Raw genomic sequence first — 16,782 nt, 5'->3', positions numbered from 1 at the left:
GCGATTCAGGCCTTTCGGGCTTGAGATGACCGCACTTGCCTGTTACGCCTGCGATCCCGCCCTTTCGCGTGGTCGCCGCCATCCTGAGCCACCTGCACCGACGCGCAACGCGTTCCAGCGCGACCGCGATCGGATCGTCCATTCGACGGCGTTTCGCCGGCTGGTCTACAAGACCCAGGTCTTCCTGAACCACGAAGGCGATCTCTTTCGCACCCGTCTCACGCACTCGCTCGAGGTCGCGCAATTGGGCCGTTCGATCGGCCGCGCGCTGCAACTCAACGAAGACCTCGTCGAGGCAATCGCGCTGGCGCACGACCTGGGCCACACACCGTTCGGGCATGCGGGGCAGGACGCGCTCGATGCCTGCATGGCCGGGCATGGCGGCTTCGAGCACAACCTGCAGAGCCTGCGCATGGTCGACGAACTGGAGCACCGGTATCCGCAGTACGACGGCCTCAACCTGAGCTTCGAGACGCGCGAGGGCATCCTGAAGCATTGCTCGCGTGCCAACGCCGAACGGCTCGAAGCGGCCGAGCCCGATGGCGTCGCGCGTCGCTTTCTCGATCGAATCCAGCCCTCGCTCGAAGCGCAACTCTGCAACCTGGCCGACGAAATCGCCTACAACGCCCACGACATCGATGACGGCGTGCGCTCGGGGCTGATCCGCATCGAGGATCTGGCCGAGGTCGACCTGTTCGAGCGCTACCGCGCCGAGACCATGGCCGACCATCCGCAACTGCAGGGCCGGCGCGTGCTGTACGAGGCCATCCGCCGCATGCTGAGCGCGCAGGTGTACGACGTGATCGACGCCACGCGCGCCGCGCTCGATGCCGCGGCACCCGTCGATGCCGATGTGGCGCGACGGGCCGGCCCGCTCGTGCTGTTCAGCACGGCCATGCGAGGCGAGTCGACGGCCCTGAAGCAGTTCTTGTTTCGCAACCTGTACCGGCACCCGCAGGTCATGCAAACCACTGCACAAGCGCAGGAGGTTGTGAAAGAGCTGTTCTCGGCATACTGCGACACGCCCGACGAAATGGCGGATTCTTTCGCCGATCGCAGCGACCGGGAGCGCGCGGTGGCCGACTACATCGCCGGCATGACGGATCGTTTTGCGATGCGCGAGCACGAGCGCCTCACCGGGCGGCGCTGGGTGCTATGAGCGCGGTGGTCGAACGATCGCGTGTGCCGGTCGCGGCCCTGGCCGTCATTGCGGCCGGCGTCGGCGTGGCCCTGCATCTCGGCAAGCTGCCACCGGCCGTGCCTGCCTTGCAGGCGAGCCTCGGCCTGACCCTGGTCGAAGCTGGTTTCATGCTGTCGCTGGTTCAACTGGCCGGCATGACGCTGGGCCTTGTGGTCGGGCTCGCGGCCGACAAGATCGGGCTGCGTCGCAGCATGCTGATCGGGCTTTCGATCGTCACGCTGGCCAGCCTGCTGGGTGGCCTTGTCGGACACATTGGCGCGCCGCAGGTGGTGGTTTGGCTGCTGGCCCTGCGCGCACTCGAGGGCGTGGGTTTCCTGCTGACCGTGATGCCGGCGCCGGGATTGATCCGTGCGATGGCGCCGTCCGGCGCAGAGAAGGCCGCGATGGGCCTTTGGGGTGCCTACATGCCGCTCGGCGTCGCGCTGGCACTGCTTTGCGGCCCGACCGTGATCGCGTGGGCCGGTTGGCCGGGGTGGTGGTGGGCGTTGGCTCTCTTGTCGGCTGGCACCACGCTGTGGGTGGCAGCGGTGGTGCCACCCGATCGCCTCCGTGCGACGGCCGCCGCGGCAACCACGGGCTGGCCCGACCGCTTGCGCGCCACGCTCGGCGCGGCCGGGCCATGGATCGTTTCGCTCGCCTTCGCGGTCTATTCCGCGCAATGGATGGCGGTGATCGGTTTTCTGCCCGCGATCTATGCGGGGGCCGGCGTGCCGTCCAGCTGGAGCGCGGTGCTCACGGCGTTGGCCGCCGCCATGAACATCGTCGGCAATGTCGCGGGCGGCCGCTGGTTGCAGCAAGGTGCGGCGCCCGCCCGCCTGTTGCGGTGGGGCTTCGCTGCAATGGCGCTCGGCAGCCTGGCTGCTTTCGCGCAATGGGGACAGGGCGCCGATGCAATCATGTTGCCGGCGGCGTTGCGCTATGCGGCGGTCTGCGTGTTTTCGCTGGCGGGCGGCATGGTGCCGGCCACGCTGTTCATGCTGTCGGTGCGACTGGCGCCGGGGCCTTCGACCGTGTCGACCACCGTCGGCATGATGCAGCAGGCCTCGGCGCTCGGGCAGTTCCTCGCGCCGCCGCTGGTCGCCTGGATCGCGCATCGCGTTGGCGGCTGGCAGTGGACGTGGGTCGTCGCGCTGGCGTGTTCGCTGGCTGGCATCGCGCTGGCGTCCCGCCTGCGAACGGCATCGCGGGGCGCCTTGGCATGACCCCCGGTGTGACCGCTGCGCAGGCGCTTGCCGACACCGAGCGCTGGCTGGCGCGTGCCGTGATCGGACTCAATCTGTGCCCGTTCGCCAAGGCGGTGCATGTGAAGGGGCAGATCCACTGGGCGGTCTATCTGGCAGAGGATGAGCATCAACTGATCGATGCGCTGGTGGCCGAGGCAGAAGCCCTCGTCGCCTGCGGTGCGTCGGTGCGCGACACTACGCTTTTGATCGCGCCCAACACCTTGCCTGACTTTCTCGATTTCAACGACCTCGCCGCGCGCGCCGAGCGCAAGCTGGCACGAGCCGGCTTCGATGGCGTGCTGCAGCTCGCCAGCTTTCATCCGCGATTCCAGTTCGGCGGCACCGAGCACGACGACATCGGCAATGCGACCAACCGCGCGCCGTACCCCACGCTGCATCTGCTGCGTGAAGACAGCGTGAGCCGCGCAGTCGACGCGTTCCCCGAAGCTGAAGCCATCTTCGAGCGCAATATCGACACCCTGCAGGCGTTGGGCCACACCGGTTGGGCCGCGCTCGACGTCGGCCCCGGGGCGGCCAAGCCATGAAGACACTCGCGAAGCCCGCCCGAGCGGCCCGCGCCGAGGCCGAGCTGGCCGAGGCGGTTCGTCCGGGGCAGTCGGTCGAGTTGCTCAAGGCGTTGCACATCCTCACGCGTGAGGGCCGGCTCAATCAGGACTCGCGGCGCAAGCTCAAGCAGGTTTATCACCTGTTCCAGTTCATCGAGAAGCTGCTGCGCGAGTTGCCGGGAGAGGGCGCACAAGCCACACTGGCCGACCACGGCGCCGGCAAGTCGTACCTCGGCTTCATCATCTACGACCTGTTTTTCAAGGCGCTGGGCGGAGGCCGGGTCTATGGCATCGAAACGCGCGGCGAACTGGTCGCGCAATCGAAGGCGCTGGCGATGCGGCTCGGTTTCGAGCGCATGGCGTTCCTGAACCTGACGGTGGCCGAGTCGGCCGACTCGCCCGAATTGCCGGCGCAGATCGATGTGGTCACGGCGTTGCACGCCTGCGACACCGCGACTGACGATGCGATCGCGTTCGGCCTCGCCAAGCAGGCCCGGTTCATGGTGCTGGTGCCGTGTTGCCAGGCCGAGGTCGCCGCCTGCCTGCGGGAAACCAAGGCGTTGGCGCTGGCGCGCACGCCGCTGGCCGAGTTGTGGCGACATCCGCTGCACACGCGCGAAATCGGCAGCCAGCTCACCAACGTGTTGCGCTGCCTGCTGCTCGAGGCGCATGGCTACCAGGTCACGGTGACCGAGCTTGTCGGCTGGGAGCACAGCATGAAAAACGAGTTGATCATCGCGCGCCACACCGGGCAGCGCAAAGCCGCCGCCGCGCAACGGCTGCGCGAGTTGCTGTCGCAGTTCGGGCTGGACGCGCTGCTGGAGACGCGTTTCCGCCTGCCGGCCTGAACCGGAGCACTTGCAATGGCGCGTCTGCCCCGCCTCACGCTTGCGGATCAGCCGCACCATGTGATCCAGCGCGGCAACAACCGGCAGCCGATCTTTCTCGACACCGCCGATCGCGAGCGCATGCTGGCCCTGCTGGCCGAACACGCGCCGCGCTTCGGCGTGGCGCTGCATGCCTATGTGCTCATGGGCAACCACTTTCATCTGCTGGCCACGCCAGGCACCGATGACGGCTTGCCGAAATTGATGCAGGCGGTCGGGCGCAGCTACGTGCGCTGGTTCAACGACCGGCACCAGCGTACCGGTACGCTGTGGGAAGGGCGCTATCGCTCCACGCTGATCCAGACCGATCGCTATCTGCTCGCGTGCATGGCCTACATCGACCTCAATCCGGTGCGCGCCGGCCTGGTTGCGGAACCACGCGACTTTCCGTGGTCGAGCCACAACCACTACATCGGCGTGACCACCGATCGGTTGGTCACGCCGCACCCGCTTTACTGGGCGCTCGGCAACACACCTTTCGCCCGCGAGGCGGCTTACGTGGATCTGGTGCGCGCCGGCATTCCGTTGCGCGACCAGACCCTGCTGACGGAAGCCACGCTTCAGGGCTGGGCCGCTGGCGACGCCAGCTTCGTCGAGAAATTGCAGGCGGCCACCCCGCGCCGTGTGGCCAAGGCTCGGGCCGGACGTCGCCCCAAAGAACCCTCAGCCTGAGCGAACCTCGGTGGTCGGGCCACGATCAATTGTTGCCTTTTTAATATGTCCCCAATTAATACCTGAACAATAGATTCAGGATTTAATTGGAATCTGACCCCTATTAAAGTTCTTGGCATTGTTTGTGCAACGCAATATCCTCCGTTTCCCTGCGAAAAAATGAAGGAGTGCGCCCAATGACCACGGATGCCGAGATCCAACACCTGGAACAACACGGGCTGTATTCGTCCGCGAACGAGCATGACGCTTGCGGCCTGGGCTTCGTGGCCCACATCAAGGGCGAGAAGCGGCATGACATCGTGACGCAAGCGCTCAAGATTCTCGAAAACATCGATCATCGCGGCGCAGTGGGCGCTGACAAACTGATGGGCGATGGAGCGGGCATCCTGATCCAGATTCCGGACGCGCTGTACCGCGAGGAGATGGGCAAGCAGGGCGTCACCCTCCCGCCGTACGGTGAATATGGCGTGGGCATGATCTTCCTGCCGAAGGAGCATGCATCGCGCATGGCCTGCGAACAGGAGATGGAGCGGGCGATCAAGGCCGAAGGCCAGGTGCTGCTGGGTTGGCGCGATGTGCCGGTCAACCGCGACATGCCCATGTCCCCGGCGGTGAAGAAGACCGAGCCGATCCTGCGCCAGGTGTTCATCGGCCGCGGCAACGACGTGATCGTGCAGGACGCGCTGGAGCGCAAGCTCTATGTGATCCGCAAGACCGCCAGCGCCAACATCCAGAACCTGGAGCTCAAGCACAGCAAGGAGTACTACGTTCCGAGCATGTCGAGCCGCACGGTGGTCTACAAGGGGTTGCTGCTGGCCGACCAGGTGGGCGTGTACTACCTCGACCTTTCCGACGAGCGTTGCGTCTCGGCCATCGGCCTGGTGCACCAGCGCTTCTCGACAAACACCTTCCCCAAGTGGCCGCTGGCCCACCCGTACCGCTATGTCGCGCACAACGGCGAAATCAACACGGTGCGCGGCAACTACAACTGGATGAAGGCGCGCGAAGGCGTGATGTCGTCGCCGGTGCTCGCGGCCGACCTCAAGAAGCTGTACCCGATCAGCTTTGCCGGGCAATCCGACACCGCCACCTTCGACAACTGCCTCGAACTCATGACCATGGCCGGCTACCCGATCAGCCAGGCCGTGATGATGATGATTCCCGAGCCGTGGGAACAGCACGACAACATGGACGAGCGCCGCCGAGCGTTCTACGAGTACCACGCCGCCATGATGGAGCCGTGGGACGGCCCGGCGTCGATCGTCTTCACCGACGGCCGCCAGATCGGTGCCACGCTCGACCGCAACGGCCTGCGCCCCTCGCGCTACTGCGTGACCGACGACGACCTGGTCATCATGGCTTCGGAGTCCGGCGTGCTGCCGGTACCGGAGCACAAGATCGTGCGCAAGTGGCGCCTGCAGCCCGGCAAGATGTTCCTGATCGATCTGGAGCAGGGCCGCATGATCGACGACGACGAACTCAAGGCCTACGTCGTCAACACCAAGCCCTATAAGCAGTGGATCGAAAACCTGCGCATCAAGCTCGACAGCGTTGAAGCACCGCCCGCTGAAGTGCCTGCCAGCGCGGTCTCGCTGCTCGATCGCCAGCAGGCTTTCGGCTACACGCAGGAAGACATCAAGTTCCTCATGTCGCCGATGGCGCAGGCTGGCGAAGAGGGCATCGGCTCGATGGGCAACGACAGCCCGCTGGCGGTGCTTTCGAGCAAGAACAAGACGCTGTACAACTACTTCCGCCAGATGTTCGCGCAGGTGACGAACCCGCCGATCGATCCGATTCGCGAGGCGATCGTGATGTCGCTCAACAGCTTCATCGGGCCGAAGCCGAACCTGCTGGACATCAACCAGGTCAATCCGCCGATGCGGCTCGAAGTGAGCCAGCCGATCCTCGACTTCGCCGACATGGCGAAACTGCGTGACATCGAGCGCCACACCCAGGGCAAGTTCCGCAGCACCACGCTCGACATCACCTACCCGGTCGACTGGGGCCGCGAGGGCATTGAAGCCAAGCTTGCGTCGCTGTGCGCCGAGGCGGTCGACGCGATCAAGGGCGGCAGCAACATCCTGATCGTGAGCGACCGCGCCGTCAGCGCCACGCAGGTGGCGATTCCCGCCTTGCTCGCCTCGAGCGCCATTCACCAGCATCTGGTGCGCGAAGGTTTGCGCACCACCGCCGGCCTCGTGGTCGAAACCGGCAGTGCGCGCGAAGTGCATCACTTCGGCGTGCTCGCGGGCTACGGCGCCGAAGCCGTGCACCCGTACCTGGCGATGGAAACGCTGGCCTCGATGCATGCCGACCTGCCGGGCGACCTGTCGGCCGAGAAGGCGATCTACAACTACGTCAAGGCGATCGGCAAGGGCCTGTCGAAGATCATGTCCAAGATGGGCGTGAGCACCTACATGAGCTACTGCGGCGCCCAGCTGTTCGAAGCCATCGGCCTCAACAACGACACGATCGGGAAGTACTTCACCGGCACCGCGAGCCGCGTCGAGGGCATCGGCGTGTTCGAGATCGCCGAGGAAACGCTGCGCATGCATGCCGCGGCGTTCAGCGACGACCCGGTGCTGGCCAGCATGCTCGACGCCGGCGGCGAGTACGCGTGGCGCACGCGCGGCGAAGACCACATGTGGACGCCGGATGCCATCGCCAAGCTGCAGCACAGCACGCGCGCCAACAACTGGAGCACCTACAAGGAATATGCCCAGATCATCAACGACCAGAGCCGCCGCCACATGACTCTGCGCGGCCTGTTCGAGTTCAAGATCGATCAGGCGAGGGCGATCCCGGTCGAAGAGGTCGAGTCCGCCGCCGAGATCGTCAAGCGCTTCGCCACAGGCGCCATGTCGCTCGGCTCGATCTCGACCGAAGCGCACTCGACGCTGGCCGTGGCCATGAACCGCATCGGCGGCAAGAGCAACACCGGCGAAGGCGGTGAGGATCCGGCGCGCTACCGCAACGAACTCAAGGGCATTCCGGTCAAGCTCGGCGACACGCTTAAGAGCGTGATCGGCGAGGCCAACGTCGAGGTCGACCTGCCGCTGAAGGCCGGTGATTCGCTACGTTCCAAGATCAAGCAGGTGGCGTCGGGCCGCTTCGGCGTCACGGCCGAGTACCTGAGCTCGGCCGACCAGATCCAGATCAAGATGGCGCAGGGTGCGAAGCCCGGCGAAGGCGGCCAGCTGCCCGGCGGCAAGGTCACCGAATACATCGGCAAGCAGCGCTACTCGGTGCCGGGGGTGGGCCTGATCTCGCCGCCGCCCCACCACGACATCTACTCGATCGAAGACCTTGCGCAGCTGATCCACGACCTCAAGAACGTCGCGCCGCACGCCAGCATCAGCACCAAGCTGGTCAGTGAAGTGGGCGTGGGCACCGTCGCCACCGGCGTCACCAAGTGCAAGAGCGATCACATCGTGATCGCCGGCCACGACGGCGGCACGGGCGCCTCGCCCTGGTCATCGATCAAGCATGCCGGCGGCCCTTGGGAAATCGGCCTGGCCGAAACCCAGCAGACGCTGGTGCTGAACCGCCTGCGCGGCCGTGTGCGCGTGCAGGCCGACGGCCAGATGAAGACCGGCCGTGACGTCGCGATCGGTGCGCTGCTCGGTGCCGACGAGTTCGGCTTCGCCACGGCGCCGCTGATCGTCGAGGGCTGCATCATGATGCGCAAGTGCCACCTGAACACCTGCCCGGTGGGCGTGGCCACGCAAGACCCGGTGCTGCGCAAGAAGTTCTCGGGCAAGCCCGAGCACGTCGTCAACTACTTCTTCTTCATCGCGGAAGAAGTGCGCCAGATCATGGCCCAGCTCGGCATCCGCAAGTTCGACGACATGATCGGCCGTGCCGACCTGCTGGACATGAAGAAAGGCATCTCGCACTGGAAGGCCAGCGGCCTCGATTTCAGCCGCCTGTTCGCGCTGCCCGACGTGCCGGCCGACGTGCCGCGCTATCACGTCGAAAACCAGGACCACGGCCTCGAGAACAACCTCGATACCAAGCTCATCGAGAAGTCGCGCGCGGCGATCGACAAGGGCGAGAAGGTGCAGTTCATCGAGATCGCGCGCAACGTGAACCGCACGGTCGGCGCCAAGCTGTCGGGCGCGCTCACGCGGGTGCACCCTGAGGGCTTGCCGGACGATTCGATCCGCATCCAGCTCGAAGGCACCGGCGGGCAATCGTTCGGCGCGTTCCTGGCACGCGGCATCACGCTGTACCTGATCGGCGACGCCAACGACTACACCGGCAAGGGACTCTCCGGTGGCCGCATCGTGGTGCGGCCCAGCCTCGAGTTCCGCGGCGAGGCGGTGCGCAACACCATCGTCGGCAACACCGTGATGTACGGCGCCACCACCGGCGAGGCGTACTTCTGCGGCGTGGCCGGCGAGCGCTTCGCGGTGCGTCTTTCGGGCGCGACCGCGGTGGTCGAAGGCACCGGCGACCATGGCTGCGAATACATGACCGGCGGAACCGTCGCGGTGCTCGGCAAGACCGGTCGCAACTTTGCGGCCGGCATGAGTGGTGGCGTCGCCTTCGTCTACGACGAAGACGGTCGCTTCGCCTCGCGCTGCAACCTGTCGATGGTGTCGCTCGAGAAGGTGTTGACCTCGGCCGAGCAGACCGCGAGCATGCACCGCAAGAACTGGCATGGCGGCCAGACGGACGAGGCGCAGCTCAAGAAGCTGCTCGAAGAGCACCACCGCTGGACCGGCAGCAAGCGCGCGCGCGAGCTGCTCGACGATTGGGCCACCGCCCGCACCAAGTTCGTGAAGGTGTTCCCGAACGAATACAAGCGTGCGCTCGGCGAGATCCACGACCGCAAGGTCGAACTCGCCAGCAGCGGCAACGACGCGCATGCCGGCCTCGAACCGCACGCAGTGCGCACGCCGGCCAAGGTCTGACCCGCCCGCGGTACAACGAAAAGCAAAAGGACAGCACGATGGGAAAAATCACCGGCTTCATGGAGCACGAGCGCATCGAGGAGGGCTACAAGCCCGTGGGCGAGCGCGTCAAGCACTACAAGGAATTCGTGGTCGGCCTGACGCCTGAGCAGGCGCGGGTTCAGGGCGCGCGCTGCATGGACTGCGGCACGCCGTTCTGCAACAGCGGCTGCCCGGTCAACAACATCATTCCGGATTTCAATGATCTGGTGTATCGCGACGACTGGCAGAACGCCTTCGCGGTGCTCGATTCGACCAACAACTTCCCGGAGTTCACCGGCCGCATCTGCCCCGCGCCCTGCGAGGCGGCCTGCGTGCTCAACGTGAACGACGATGCGATCGGCATCAAGTCGATCGAGCACGCGATCATCGACCGCGCCTGGGACGAAGGCTGGGTCGCGCCGCGCATCGCGAAGCACAAGACCGGCAAGAAGATCGCCGTGGTCGGCTCCGGCCCTGCCGGCATGGCGGCGGCGCAGCAGTTGGCGCGGGTCGGCCATGACGTGACGCTGTTCGAAAAGAACGACCGCGTCGGCGGCCTTCTGCGCTACGGCATTCCCGACTTCAAGATGGAAAAGACGCACATCGACCGCCGTGTCGAGCAAATGAAGGCCGAGGGCGTCACCTTCCGCCTCGGCGCGATGGTCGGTGCTGCGAAGGATCCGCTCGGCAAGGGCTCCAAGGTCACCAACTGGGCCAAGGAAACCGTCACGCCCGAGCAACTCGACAAGGAGTTCGACGCGGTGTTGCTGACCGGCGGCGCCGAGCAGTCGCGCGACCTGCCGGTGCCCGGCCGCGAACTCGACGGCATCCATTTCGCGATGGAGTTCCTGCCGCTGCAGAACAAGGTCAATGCAGGCGACAAGGTCAAGGGGCAACTGCGCGCCGACGGCAAGCACGTGATCGTGATCGGCGGCGGCGACACCGGCTCCGACTGCGTCGGCACCAGCAACCGCCACGGTGCGGTCAGCGTCACGCAGTTCGAGGTCATGCCGCAGCCGCCGGAAGAAGAGAACCGGCCGATGACCTGGCCTTACTGGCCGATCAAGCTGCGCACCAGCTCCAGCCATGAAGAAGGCTGTGAGCGCGAGTTCGCGATCTCGACCAAGGAATTCATCGGCGACGGCAAGAAAGTCACCGGCCTGAAGACCGTTCGCGTCGAATGGAAGGACGGCAAGATGGTCGAAGTGGCGGGCAGCGAGCAAGTCCTCAAGGCCGACCTGGTGCTGCTTGCCATGGGCTTCGTGAGCCCGGTGGCGAGCGTGCTCGATGCCTTCGGCGTCGAGAAGGATGCCCGCGGCAACGCCAGGGCCACGGTTGAATTCACCGGTGGCTATGCGACCAGCGTGCCCAAGGTGTTTGCTGCCGGCGACATCCGGCGCGGCCAGTCGCTGGTGGTCTGGGCCATCCGCGAGGGCCGTCAGGCTGCACGCGCCGTGGACGAATTCCTCATGGGATACAGCGACCTGCCGCGCTGAACGAGCAGGGCGCGCGGGCACGTCCTGTGCTTCCCTTATTATTGGGGAAACCCCTGAGCCGGGATGCCTGAAAAGGTGCCCGGCTTTTTTATTTGATGGACAAAGCACCTCCACCGCTGGTTGAGTTCAAGAACGTCACGTTCGGCTACGGCGCGCGCGCCATTCTCGACGGTGTCTCTTTCAGCGTGCCGCGCGGCAAGGTCACGGCGCTCATGGGCGCCTCGGGCGGGGGCAAGACCACGGTGTTGCGCCTGGTCGGCGGGCAATTGCGCGCCCAGCGCGGCGAAGTGCTGTTCGACGGCCAGAACGTCGGCCAGATGGCGCAGCCGGCGCTCTACGCAGCACGGCGGCGCATGGGCATGCTGTTCCAGTTCGGCGCCTTGTTCACCGACATGAGCGTGCTCGACAACGTTGCCTTTCCGTTGCGCGAGCACACCCTGTTGCCCGAAGCGCTGGTGCGCGACATCGTGCTCATGAAGCTCGATGCGGTCGGTCTGCGCGGTGCCCGCGACCTGATGCCGAGCGAGGTGTCGGGCGGCATGGCGCGGCGCGTGGCACTTGCGCGCGCGATCGCGCTCGACCCCGACCTGGTGATGTACGACGAGCCCTTCGCCGGCCTAGACCCGATTTCGCTCGGAACGGCGGCGCGGCTGATTCGCCGGCTCAATGACACGCTCGGCCTCACCAGCATCATCGTGTCGCACGATCTGGAAGAAACCTTCCGCATCGCCGACCACGTGATCATCCTGGCCAACGGCGGCATCGCGGCCCAGGGAACGCCCGGCGAGGTGCGCGAAAGCGTCGACCCGCTGGTGCACCAGTTCGTCAATGCGCTGCCCGATGGCCCCGTGCACTTTCACTATCCGGGCGTGAGCGTGGAAGACGATTTCGGCAATTCTGACGGGGGTCGGGCATGAGTTGGTGGCGTCCGGCCGATGTCGGGTTCGCGGTGCGCAGCAAGCTGGGCGATATCGGCAGCGCAGCGCGCCTGTTTGTGCAGCTCGTCGGTCCCGGCGCGAAGAGCTTGCGTCGCTTCGGCCTGGTGCGCGACCAGATCCATTTCCTCGGCAATTACTCGCTGGCGATCATCGCTGTCTCGGGCCTGTTCGTCGGGTTCGTGCTGGGCCTGCAGGGCTACTACACCTTGCAGCGGTACGGCTCGTCGGAGGCGTTGGGCCTGCTGGTGGCCTTGAGCCTGGTGCGCGAACTCGGCCCCGTGGTTGCTGCGCTGCTGTTCGCAGGCCGTGCAGGCACGTCGCTGACCGCCGAGATCGGCCTCATGAAGGCCGGCGAGCAGCTCAGCGCGATGGAGATGATGGCGGTCGACCCAGTTCGCCGCATCCTCGCGCCGCGTTTCTGGGCCGGCGTGATCACGATGCCGCTGCTGGCGGCGGTGTTCAGCGCGGTCGGCGTGGTCGGCGGCTACGTGGTCGGCGTGGTGATGCTCGGTGTCGACCCCGGCGCGTTCTGGGGCCAGATGCAAAACGGCGTCGATGTCTGGCGCGACGTCGGCAACGGCGTCGTCAAGAGCATCGTGTTCGGCTTTACCGTCACCTTTGTCGCGCTGTTGCAGGGCTTTGCGGCGCAGCCGACGCCCGAAGGCGTCTCGCGCGCCACCACCCGTACCGTCGTGGTGGCTTCGCTGGCCGTGCTAGGGCTCGACTTTCTGCTGACCGCAATGATGTTCAGCATCTAGAACAACAAGGACGCAATCAACCATGCAACGTTCCAACAACGACATCTGGGTCGGTCTGTTCGTGCTCATCGGCGCGGCCGCGCTGCTGTTTCTCGCACTGCAGTCCGCCAATCTGCTGAGCCTGAACTTCCAGAAGACCTATGCGGTCACGGCCCGTTTCGACAACATTGGTGGTTTGAAACCACAAACGGCCGTCAAGAGCGCGGGCGTGGTGGTCGGCCGTGTCGAATCGATCACGTTCGACGACAAGAATTTCCAGGCCAGCGTCACGCTCGCGTTGCAAAACCGTTACAGTTTCCCGAAGGACAGCTCGCTCAAGATCCTGACCAGCGGCTTGCTCGGCGAGCAGTACATCGGGATCGAAGCGGGCGCCGAAGAAAAGACACTGCAGGCTGGTGACACCATCACCGCCACGCAATCGGCCGTGGTGCTGGAAAACCTGATCAGTCAGTTCCTGTACAGCAAGGCGGCCGAAGGTGGCAGCAGCACCGCAGGGACCCCCACGAAAAAATGAAACCGCCCCTCACTTTCCTCTCCATCCAGAAGCTCGCCAACCATTTCCGCTGGATCGGCGCCGCAACCGCTTTTGTATTGATGACCGGTTGCGCCACCGGCCCCTACGCGAATCCGGCCGACCCGCTCGAACCGCTCAACCGCAGCATCTCCCGCTTCAACGACGGGGTAGACGAGGCCGTGCTGATTCCCGCCGCCACGGCCTACCGCAACGTGCTCCCGTCGCCGGTGCGCACGGGCGTCAACAACTTCTTCGGCAACCTCGGCGATGTGTGGAGTTTCGCGAACAGCGTGATGCAACTGCGCCTGCAGAACAGTGCCGAAACCTTCATGCGGGTCAACGTCAACACGCTGTTCGGTCTGGGCGGCTTGCTGGACATCGCCACCGAAGCGGGTATCGACCGCCACAAGGAAGACTTCGGGCAGACGCTGGGTCGCTGGGGAGTGCCTTCGGGGCCGTATCTCGTGTTGCCGGTGCTCGGATCGTCGACCGTGCGCGACGCCGCGGCGTTGCCGATCGACAGCAAGGGCGATTTGGTGTGGGCTGTCCACGACATCCCGGTGCGCAACTCGATGTATGTGCTGCGCGTCGTCGATATGCGCTCCAACTTCCTGCGCGCCACCCAACTGCTTGGCGACGCGGCGCTCGACAAATACTCCTTCACGCGCGATGTGTACCTGCAGCGCCGGGCCAACGAAATCTACAACGGCGACCCGCCGGGCGAGGGCGGCCAGTAAGGCTCCCGGCGCTTGCATTCGGTTGCATGCGGGGCACGTGTTGCGGGAACCGTGTCCCCCGGGCCTCGCTCTGACACGTTAGGGCCCGAAGGCCCGTTTTGTTTTTGATTGGAAGGACTTATTCGATGAACCAGATCCTGCAACGCCGCTCGCTTGGCCGTTTCGCATTGGCCGGCGCGCTGCTGTTCAGCGCTGCTGCTGTTTTCGTGAGCCCCGCACGCGCGGCCGACGAAGCACCCGACGCGCTGGTCAAGCGGATTTCGGGCGACGTGCTCGACACCATCCGTGCCGACAAGTCGATCAAGGCCGGCGACATCAACAAGATCATGGTGCTGGTCGACACCAAGGTCATGCCGAACCTCAACTTCCAGCGCATGACGGCGTCGGCAGTCGGCCCGGCCTGGCGCCAGGCCACGCCGGAGCAGCAAAAGCGCCTGCAGGACGAGTTCAAGATCCTGCTGGTGCGCACCTATGCCGGCGCGCTCGACCAGGTGACCGACCAGACTGTCACGGTGCGCCCGTTCCGGGGCTCGGCCGATGAGAAGGAAGTGCTGGTCCGAACCGAAATCAAGGGCAACGGCGATCCGGTGCAACTTGATTACCGGCTCGAAAAGACGCCCGGCGAAGGCGCCGGCTGGAAGATCTACAACCTGAACGTGCTCGGCGTCTGGCTGGTCGATACCTATCGCACCCAGTTTTCGCAGGAAATCAACACCAAGGGCATCGACGGCCTGATCGCCACGCTGGCCGCGCGCAACAAGGGCAATGCCAAGGGCTGAGATGCTCGTATTGCCGACCCGCCTGCTGCACGATGACGCCCCGGCCTGCCTGCGCATGCTGCAGCAGGGGCTGGCGGCAGCGTCGGAGTCGTCCACGGTGGTCGATGCCAGTGCGCTGACCCAGTTCGATTCATCGGCCATCGCGGTGCTGCTCGAGTGCCGCCGCGAGGCCAGTTCGGCGGGCCGCGGTTTTGCGGTCAAGGGCCTGCCGCCGCGGCTTCGCGAGCTTGCGGCGCTGTATGGCGTCGCAGGCCTTTTGCCCGCCGCGCCCTAGAAAACCCGGCGCCGCATAAAATCGTGGGCTCCCATGCCCGCGATCTCGTTCCAGTCGGTCTGCAAGACCTATCCCCCCTCACGTCAGCAACGCTCCCTGGGCAAGCCGGGCTTGCGCGCGGTCGACGAGGTGAGCTTCCAGATCGAAGAGGGTGAATTCTTCGGCCTGCTCGGCCCCAACGGCGCCGGCAAAACCACCCTGATCAGCATGCTCGCCGGCCTTTCGCGGCCCACGGCCGGCGCCATCAGCGTGCACGGCTTCGATGTGCAGCGCGACTATGCCGAGGCCCGGCGCCAGCTCGGCATCGTGCCGCAGGAGCTGGTGTTCGACCCGTTCTTCAATGTGCGCGAGTCCCTGCGCATCCAGTCGGGCTACTTCGGCATCAAGAACAACGATGCCTGGATCGACGAACTGCTGCACAGCCTGGGGCTCACCGACAAGGCCACGGCCAACATGCGCCAGCTCTCGGGCGGCATGAAGCGGCGTGTGCTGGTGGCGCAGGCGCTGGTGCACAAGCCGCCGGTGATCGTGCTCGACGAGCCGACCGCTGGTGTCGACGTCGAACTGCGGCAAACGCTCTGGCAGTTCGTCGCCAAACTCAACAAGCAGGGCAGCACCGTGCTGCTGACCACGCACTACCTCGAAGAAGCCGAGGCGCTGTGCAACCGCATCGCAATGCTGAAACAGGGCCGCGTGATCGCGCTCGACAGCACCAGCGCCTTGCTGAGTTCGGCCGCAAGCAATGTGCTGCGCTTCAAGACCGATGCCAGTCTGCCCTGGGCCATTGCGCAGAACGCCCGTATCACGGGCCGCATTGTGCAGTTGCCCGCGCGCAATGCGCTCGAAGTCGAACAACTGCTGGCGTCGATCCGCGAAGCCGGCGTGGCGGTGGAAGACGTCGAAATGCGCAAGGCCGATCTCGAAGACGTGTTCCTCGACCTCATGGCGGGTGAACAGACGCCATTGGAGGTCGCCCGATGATCAACGTCACCGGCTGGCACGCGCTGCTCTACAAGGAAACGCTGCGCTTCTGGAAGGTCGGCTTCCAGACCGTCGGTGCGCCGGTGCTGACGGCCGTGCTCTACCTGCTGGTGTTCGGCCATGTGCTCGAAGACCATGTGAAGGTGTACGGCACGGTGAGCTACACCGCGTTCCTGGTGCCGGGGCTGGTGATGATGAGCGTGCTGCAGAACGCTTTTGCCAACAGCTCGTCGTCGATCATCCAGAGCAAGATCATGGGCAGCCTGGTGTTCGTGCTGCTCACGCCGCTGTCGCATTGGGGCTGGTTCCTGGCGTACGTGGGCTCGTCGGTGATCCGCGGGCTGGCGGTCGGGCTCGGCGTGTTCGTCGTCACCGTGTTCTTCGCGATGCCGGGTTTCGTGGCGCCGCTGTGGATCGTCGTGTTCGCGTTTCTGGGGGCGGCCATGCTCGGCACGCTCGGGCTCATCGCCGGGCTCTGGGCCGAAAAGTTCGACCAGATGGCGGTGTTCCAGAACTTCCTGATCATGCCCATGACCTTCTTGTCGGGCGTGTTCTATTCGATCAGCTCGTTGCCGCCGTTCTGGCAGACCGTGAGCCACCTGAACCCCTTCTTCTACATGATCGACGGCTTTCGCTACGGCTTCTTCGGCATCAGCGATGCCTCTCCCTGGTTGAGCCTCGGCATCGTCGGCACGGCCTGGCTGGTCGTCAGTGCCGTTGCCGTGCATTTGCTGCGCATCGGCTACAAGATTCGCGGGTGAATGTGGCTCGCCCCCAGTCTTCGCGCACTTCGTGTCGCTTCGCCAACCCCCTTCCGGG

15 protein-coding genes are annotated in these 16,782 nt (G+C 65.3%); all 15 read left to right on the top strand.

Going from position 1 to position 16,782, the window contains the following annotated elements; translation table 11 throughout:
• Window positions 1–25: 25 nt before the first annotated feature.
• The 15 genes from QTI05_RS04175 (at window position 26) to QTI05_RS04105 (ending at window position 16,724) form a co-directional block, all read left to right on the top strand.
• On the top strand, window positions 26–1,159 hold the full coding sequence (locus tag QTI05_RS04175; protein WP_286541875.1) for a deoxyguanosinetriphosphate triphosphohydrolase: 1,134 nt from the start codon (window positions 26–28) through the stop codon (window positions 1,157–1,159).
• Window positions 1,156–2,403 carry an MFS transporter gene (locus QTI05_RS04170; protein WP_286623006.1) on the top strand — a complete coding sequence of 416 codons (1,248 nt, stop codon included), beginning with the start codon at window positions 1,156–1,158 and terminating at the stop codon, window positions 2,401–2,403. Before QTI05_RS04175 ends, QTI05_RS04170 begins: the two co-directional genes overlap by 4 nt.
• Window positions 2,400–2,969, top strand: a complete 570-nt coding sequence (locus tag QTI05_RS04165; RefSeq protein WP_286623004.1) for a DUF1415 domain-containing protein — start codon at window positions 2,400–2,402, stop codon at window positions 2,967–2,969. The genes QTI05_RS04170 and QTI05_RS04165 overlap by 4 nt, the downstream gene beginning before the upstream one ends.
• On the top strand, window positions 2,966–3,838 hold the full coding sequence (locus QTI05_RS04160) for a class I SAM-dependent methyltransferase (RefSeq protein WP_286623003.1): 873 nt from the start codon (window positions 2,966–2,968) through the stop codon (window positions 3,836–3,838). Before QTI05_RS04165 ends, QTI05_RS04160 begins: the two co-directional genes overlap by 4 nt.
• Before the next feature lie 15 nt (window positions 3,839–3,853).
• Window positions 3,854–4,549, top strand: a complete 696-nt coding sequence (locus QTI05_RS04155) for a transposase (RefSeq protein ID WP_286623002.1) — start codon at window positions 3,854–3,856, stop codon at window positions 4,547–4,549.
• A gap of 176 nt (window positions 4,550–4,725) precedes the next feature.
• The gene (locus tag QTI05_RS04150; RefSeq protein WP_286541880.1) at window positions 4,726–9,465 is read left to right on the top strand and encodes a glutamate synthase-related protein; all 4,740 of its coding nucleotides are present in this window, start codon (window positions 4,726–4,728) and stop codon (window positions 9,463–9,465) included.
• A gap of 38 nt (window positions 9,466–9,503) precedes the next feature.
• On the top strand, window positions 9,504–10,982 hold the full coding sequence (locus QTI05_RS04145; RefSeq protein WP_286623001.1) for a glutamate synthase subunit beta: 1,479 nt from the start codon (window positions 9,504–9,506) through the stop codon (window positions 10,980–10,982).
• A 95-nt stretch (window positions 10,983–11,077) separates the two neighbouring features.
• Window positions 11,078–11,899 (top strand): ABC transporter ATP-binding protein, encoded by an 822-nt coding sequence (locus QTI05_RS04140; protein ID WP_286623000.1) that lies wholly within the window; start codon window positions 11,078–11,080, stop codon window positions 11,897–11,899.
• The gene (mlaE, locus tag QTI05_RS04135; RefSeq protein WP_286541883.1) at window positions 11,896–12,678 is read left to right on the top strand and encodes a lipid asymmetry maintenance ABC transporter permease subunit MlaE; all 783 of its coding nucleotides are present in this window, start codon (window positions 11,896–11,898) and stop codon (window positions 12,676–12,678) included. Before QTI05_RS04140 ends, mlaE begins: the two co-directional genes overlap by 4 nt.
• A 22-nt stretch (window positions 12,679–12,700) precedes the next feature.
• Entirely contained in the window at window positions 12,701–13,192 is a 492-nt protein-coding gene (gene mlaD / locus QTI05_RS04130) for an outer membrane lipid asymmetry maintenance protein MlaD (protein WP_286541884.1), read from the top strand.
• A complete protein-coding gene (locus QTI05_RS04125; RefSeq protein ID WP_286622999.1) occupies window positions 13,189–13,929 on the top strand; it encodes an MlaA family lipoprotein in 741 nt (246 codons plus the stop codon). Before mlaD ends, QTI05_RS04125 begins: the two co-directional genes overlap by 4 nt.
• A gap of 125 nt (window positions 13,930–14,054) precedes the next feature.
• Window positions 14,055–14,708 (top strand): MlaC/ttg2D family ABC transporter substrate-binding protein, encoded by a 654-nt coding sequence (locus tag QTI05_RS04120; protein ID WP_286541886.1) that lies wholly within the window; start codon window positions 14,055–14,057, stop codon window positions 14,706–14,708.
• Window position 14,709: 1 nt separating this feature from the next.
• On the top strand, window positions 14,710–14,982 hold the full coding sequence (locus tag QTI05_RS04115; RefSeq protein ID WP_286622998.1) for an STAS domain-containing protein: 273 nt from the start codon (window positions 14,710–14,712) through the stop codon (window positions 14,980–14,982).
• 33 nt (window positions 14,983–15,015) lie between these two features.
• Entirely contained in the window at window positions 15,016–15,963 is a 948-nt protein-coding gene (locus QTI05_RS04110) for an ABC transporter ATP-binding protein (RefSeq protein ID WP_286541888.1), read from the top strand.
• Window positions 15,960–16,724, top strand: coding sequence for an ABC transporter permease (locus QTI05_RS04105; protein ID WP_286541889.1), 765 nt, complete (start codon window positions 15,960–15,962; stop codon window positions 16,722–16,724). The genes QTI05_RS04110 and QTI05_RS04105 overlap by 4 nt, the downstream gene beginning before the upstream one ends.
• Window positions 16,725–16,782: the final 58 nt, after the last annotated feature.

Source organism: Variovorax fucosicus (genome assembly GCF_030316825.1).
Lineage (GTDB): Bacteria > Pseudomonadota > Gammaproteobacteria > Burkholderiales > Burkholderiaceae_C > Variovorax > Variovorax fucosicus.
Note: the sequence above shows the minus strand (reverse complement) of the source record. Positions and strands in the feature narration are given on the sequence as shown.

Bases quoted from the DNA above. Each gene is read 5' to 3' on its own strand.
- QTI05_RS04175 (WP_286541875.1), top strand. From the start codon at position 26: ATGACCGCACTTGCCTGTTACGCCTGCGATCCCGCCCTTTCGCGTGGT.
- QTI05_RS04155 (WP_286623002.1), top strand. From the start codon at position 3,854: ATGGCGCGTCTGCCCCGCCTCACGCTTGCGGATCAGCCGCACCATGTG.
- mlaE (WP_286541883.1), top strand. From the start codon at position 11,896: ATGAGTTGGTGGCGTCCGGCCGATGTCGGGTTCGCGGTGCGCAGCAAG.
- QTI05_RS04145 (WP_286623001.1), top strand. From the start codon at position 9,504: ATGGGAAAAATCACCGGCTTCATGGAGCACGAGCGCATCGAGGAGGGC.
- QTI05_RS04165 (WP_286623004.1), top strand. From the start codon at position 2,400: ATGACCCCCGGTGTGACCGCTGCGCAGGCGCTTGCCGACACCGAGCGC.
- QTI05_RS04105 (WP_286541889.1), top strand. From the start codon at position 15,960: ATGATCAACGTCACCGGCTGGCACGCGCTGCTCTACAAGGAAACGCTG.
- QTI05_RS04140 (WP_286623000.1), top strand. From the start codon at position 11,078: ATGGACAAAGCACCTCCACCGCTGGTTGAGTTCAAGAACGTCACGTTC.
- QTI05_RS04170 (WP_286623006.1), top strand. From the start codon at position 1,156: ATGAGCGCGGTGGTCGAACGATCGCGTGTGCCGGTCGCGGCCCTGGCC.
- QTI05_RS04115 (WP_286622998.1), top strand. From the start codon at position 14,710: ATGCTCGTATTGCCGACCCGCCTGCTGCACGATGACGCCCCGGCCTGC.
- QTI05_RS04160 (WP_286623003.1), top strand. From the start codon at position 2,966: ATGAAGACACTCGCGAAGCCCGCCCGAGCGGCCCGCGCCGAGGCCGAG.
- QTI05_RS04110 (WP_286541888.1), top strand. From the start codon at position 15,016: ATGCCCGCGATCTCGTTCCAGTCGGTCTGCAAGACCTATCCCCCCTCA.
- QTI05_RS04125 (WP_286622999.1), top strand. From the start codon at position 13,189: ATGAAACCGCCCCTCACTTTCCTCTCCATCCAGAAGCTCGCCAACCAT.
- QTI05_RS04120 (WP_286541886.1), top strand. From the start codon at position 14,055: ATGAACCAGATCCTGCAACGCCGCTCGCTTGGCCGTTTCGCATTGGCC.
- QTI05_RS04150 (WP_286541880.1), top strand. From the start codon at position 4,726: ATGACCACGGATGCCGAGATCCAACACCTGGAACAACACGGGCTGTAT.
- mlaD (WP_286541884.1), top strand. From the start codon at position 12,701: ATGCAACGTTCCAACAACGACATCTGGGTCGGTCTGTTCGTGCTCATC.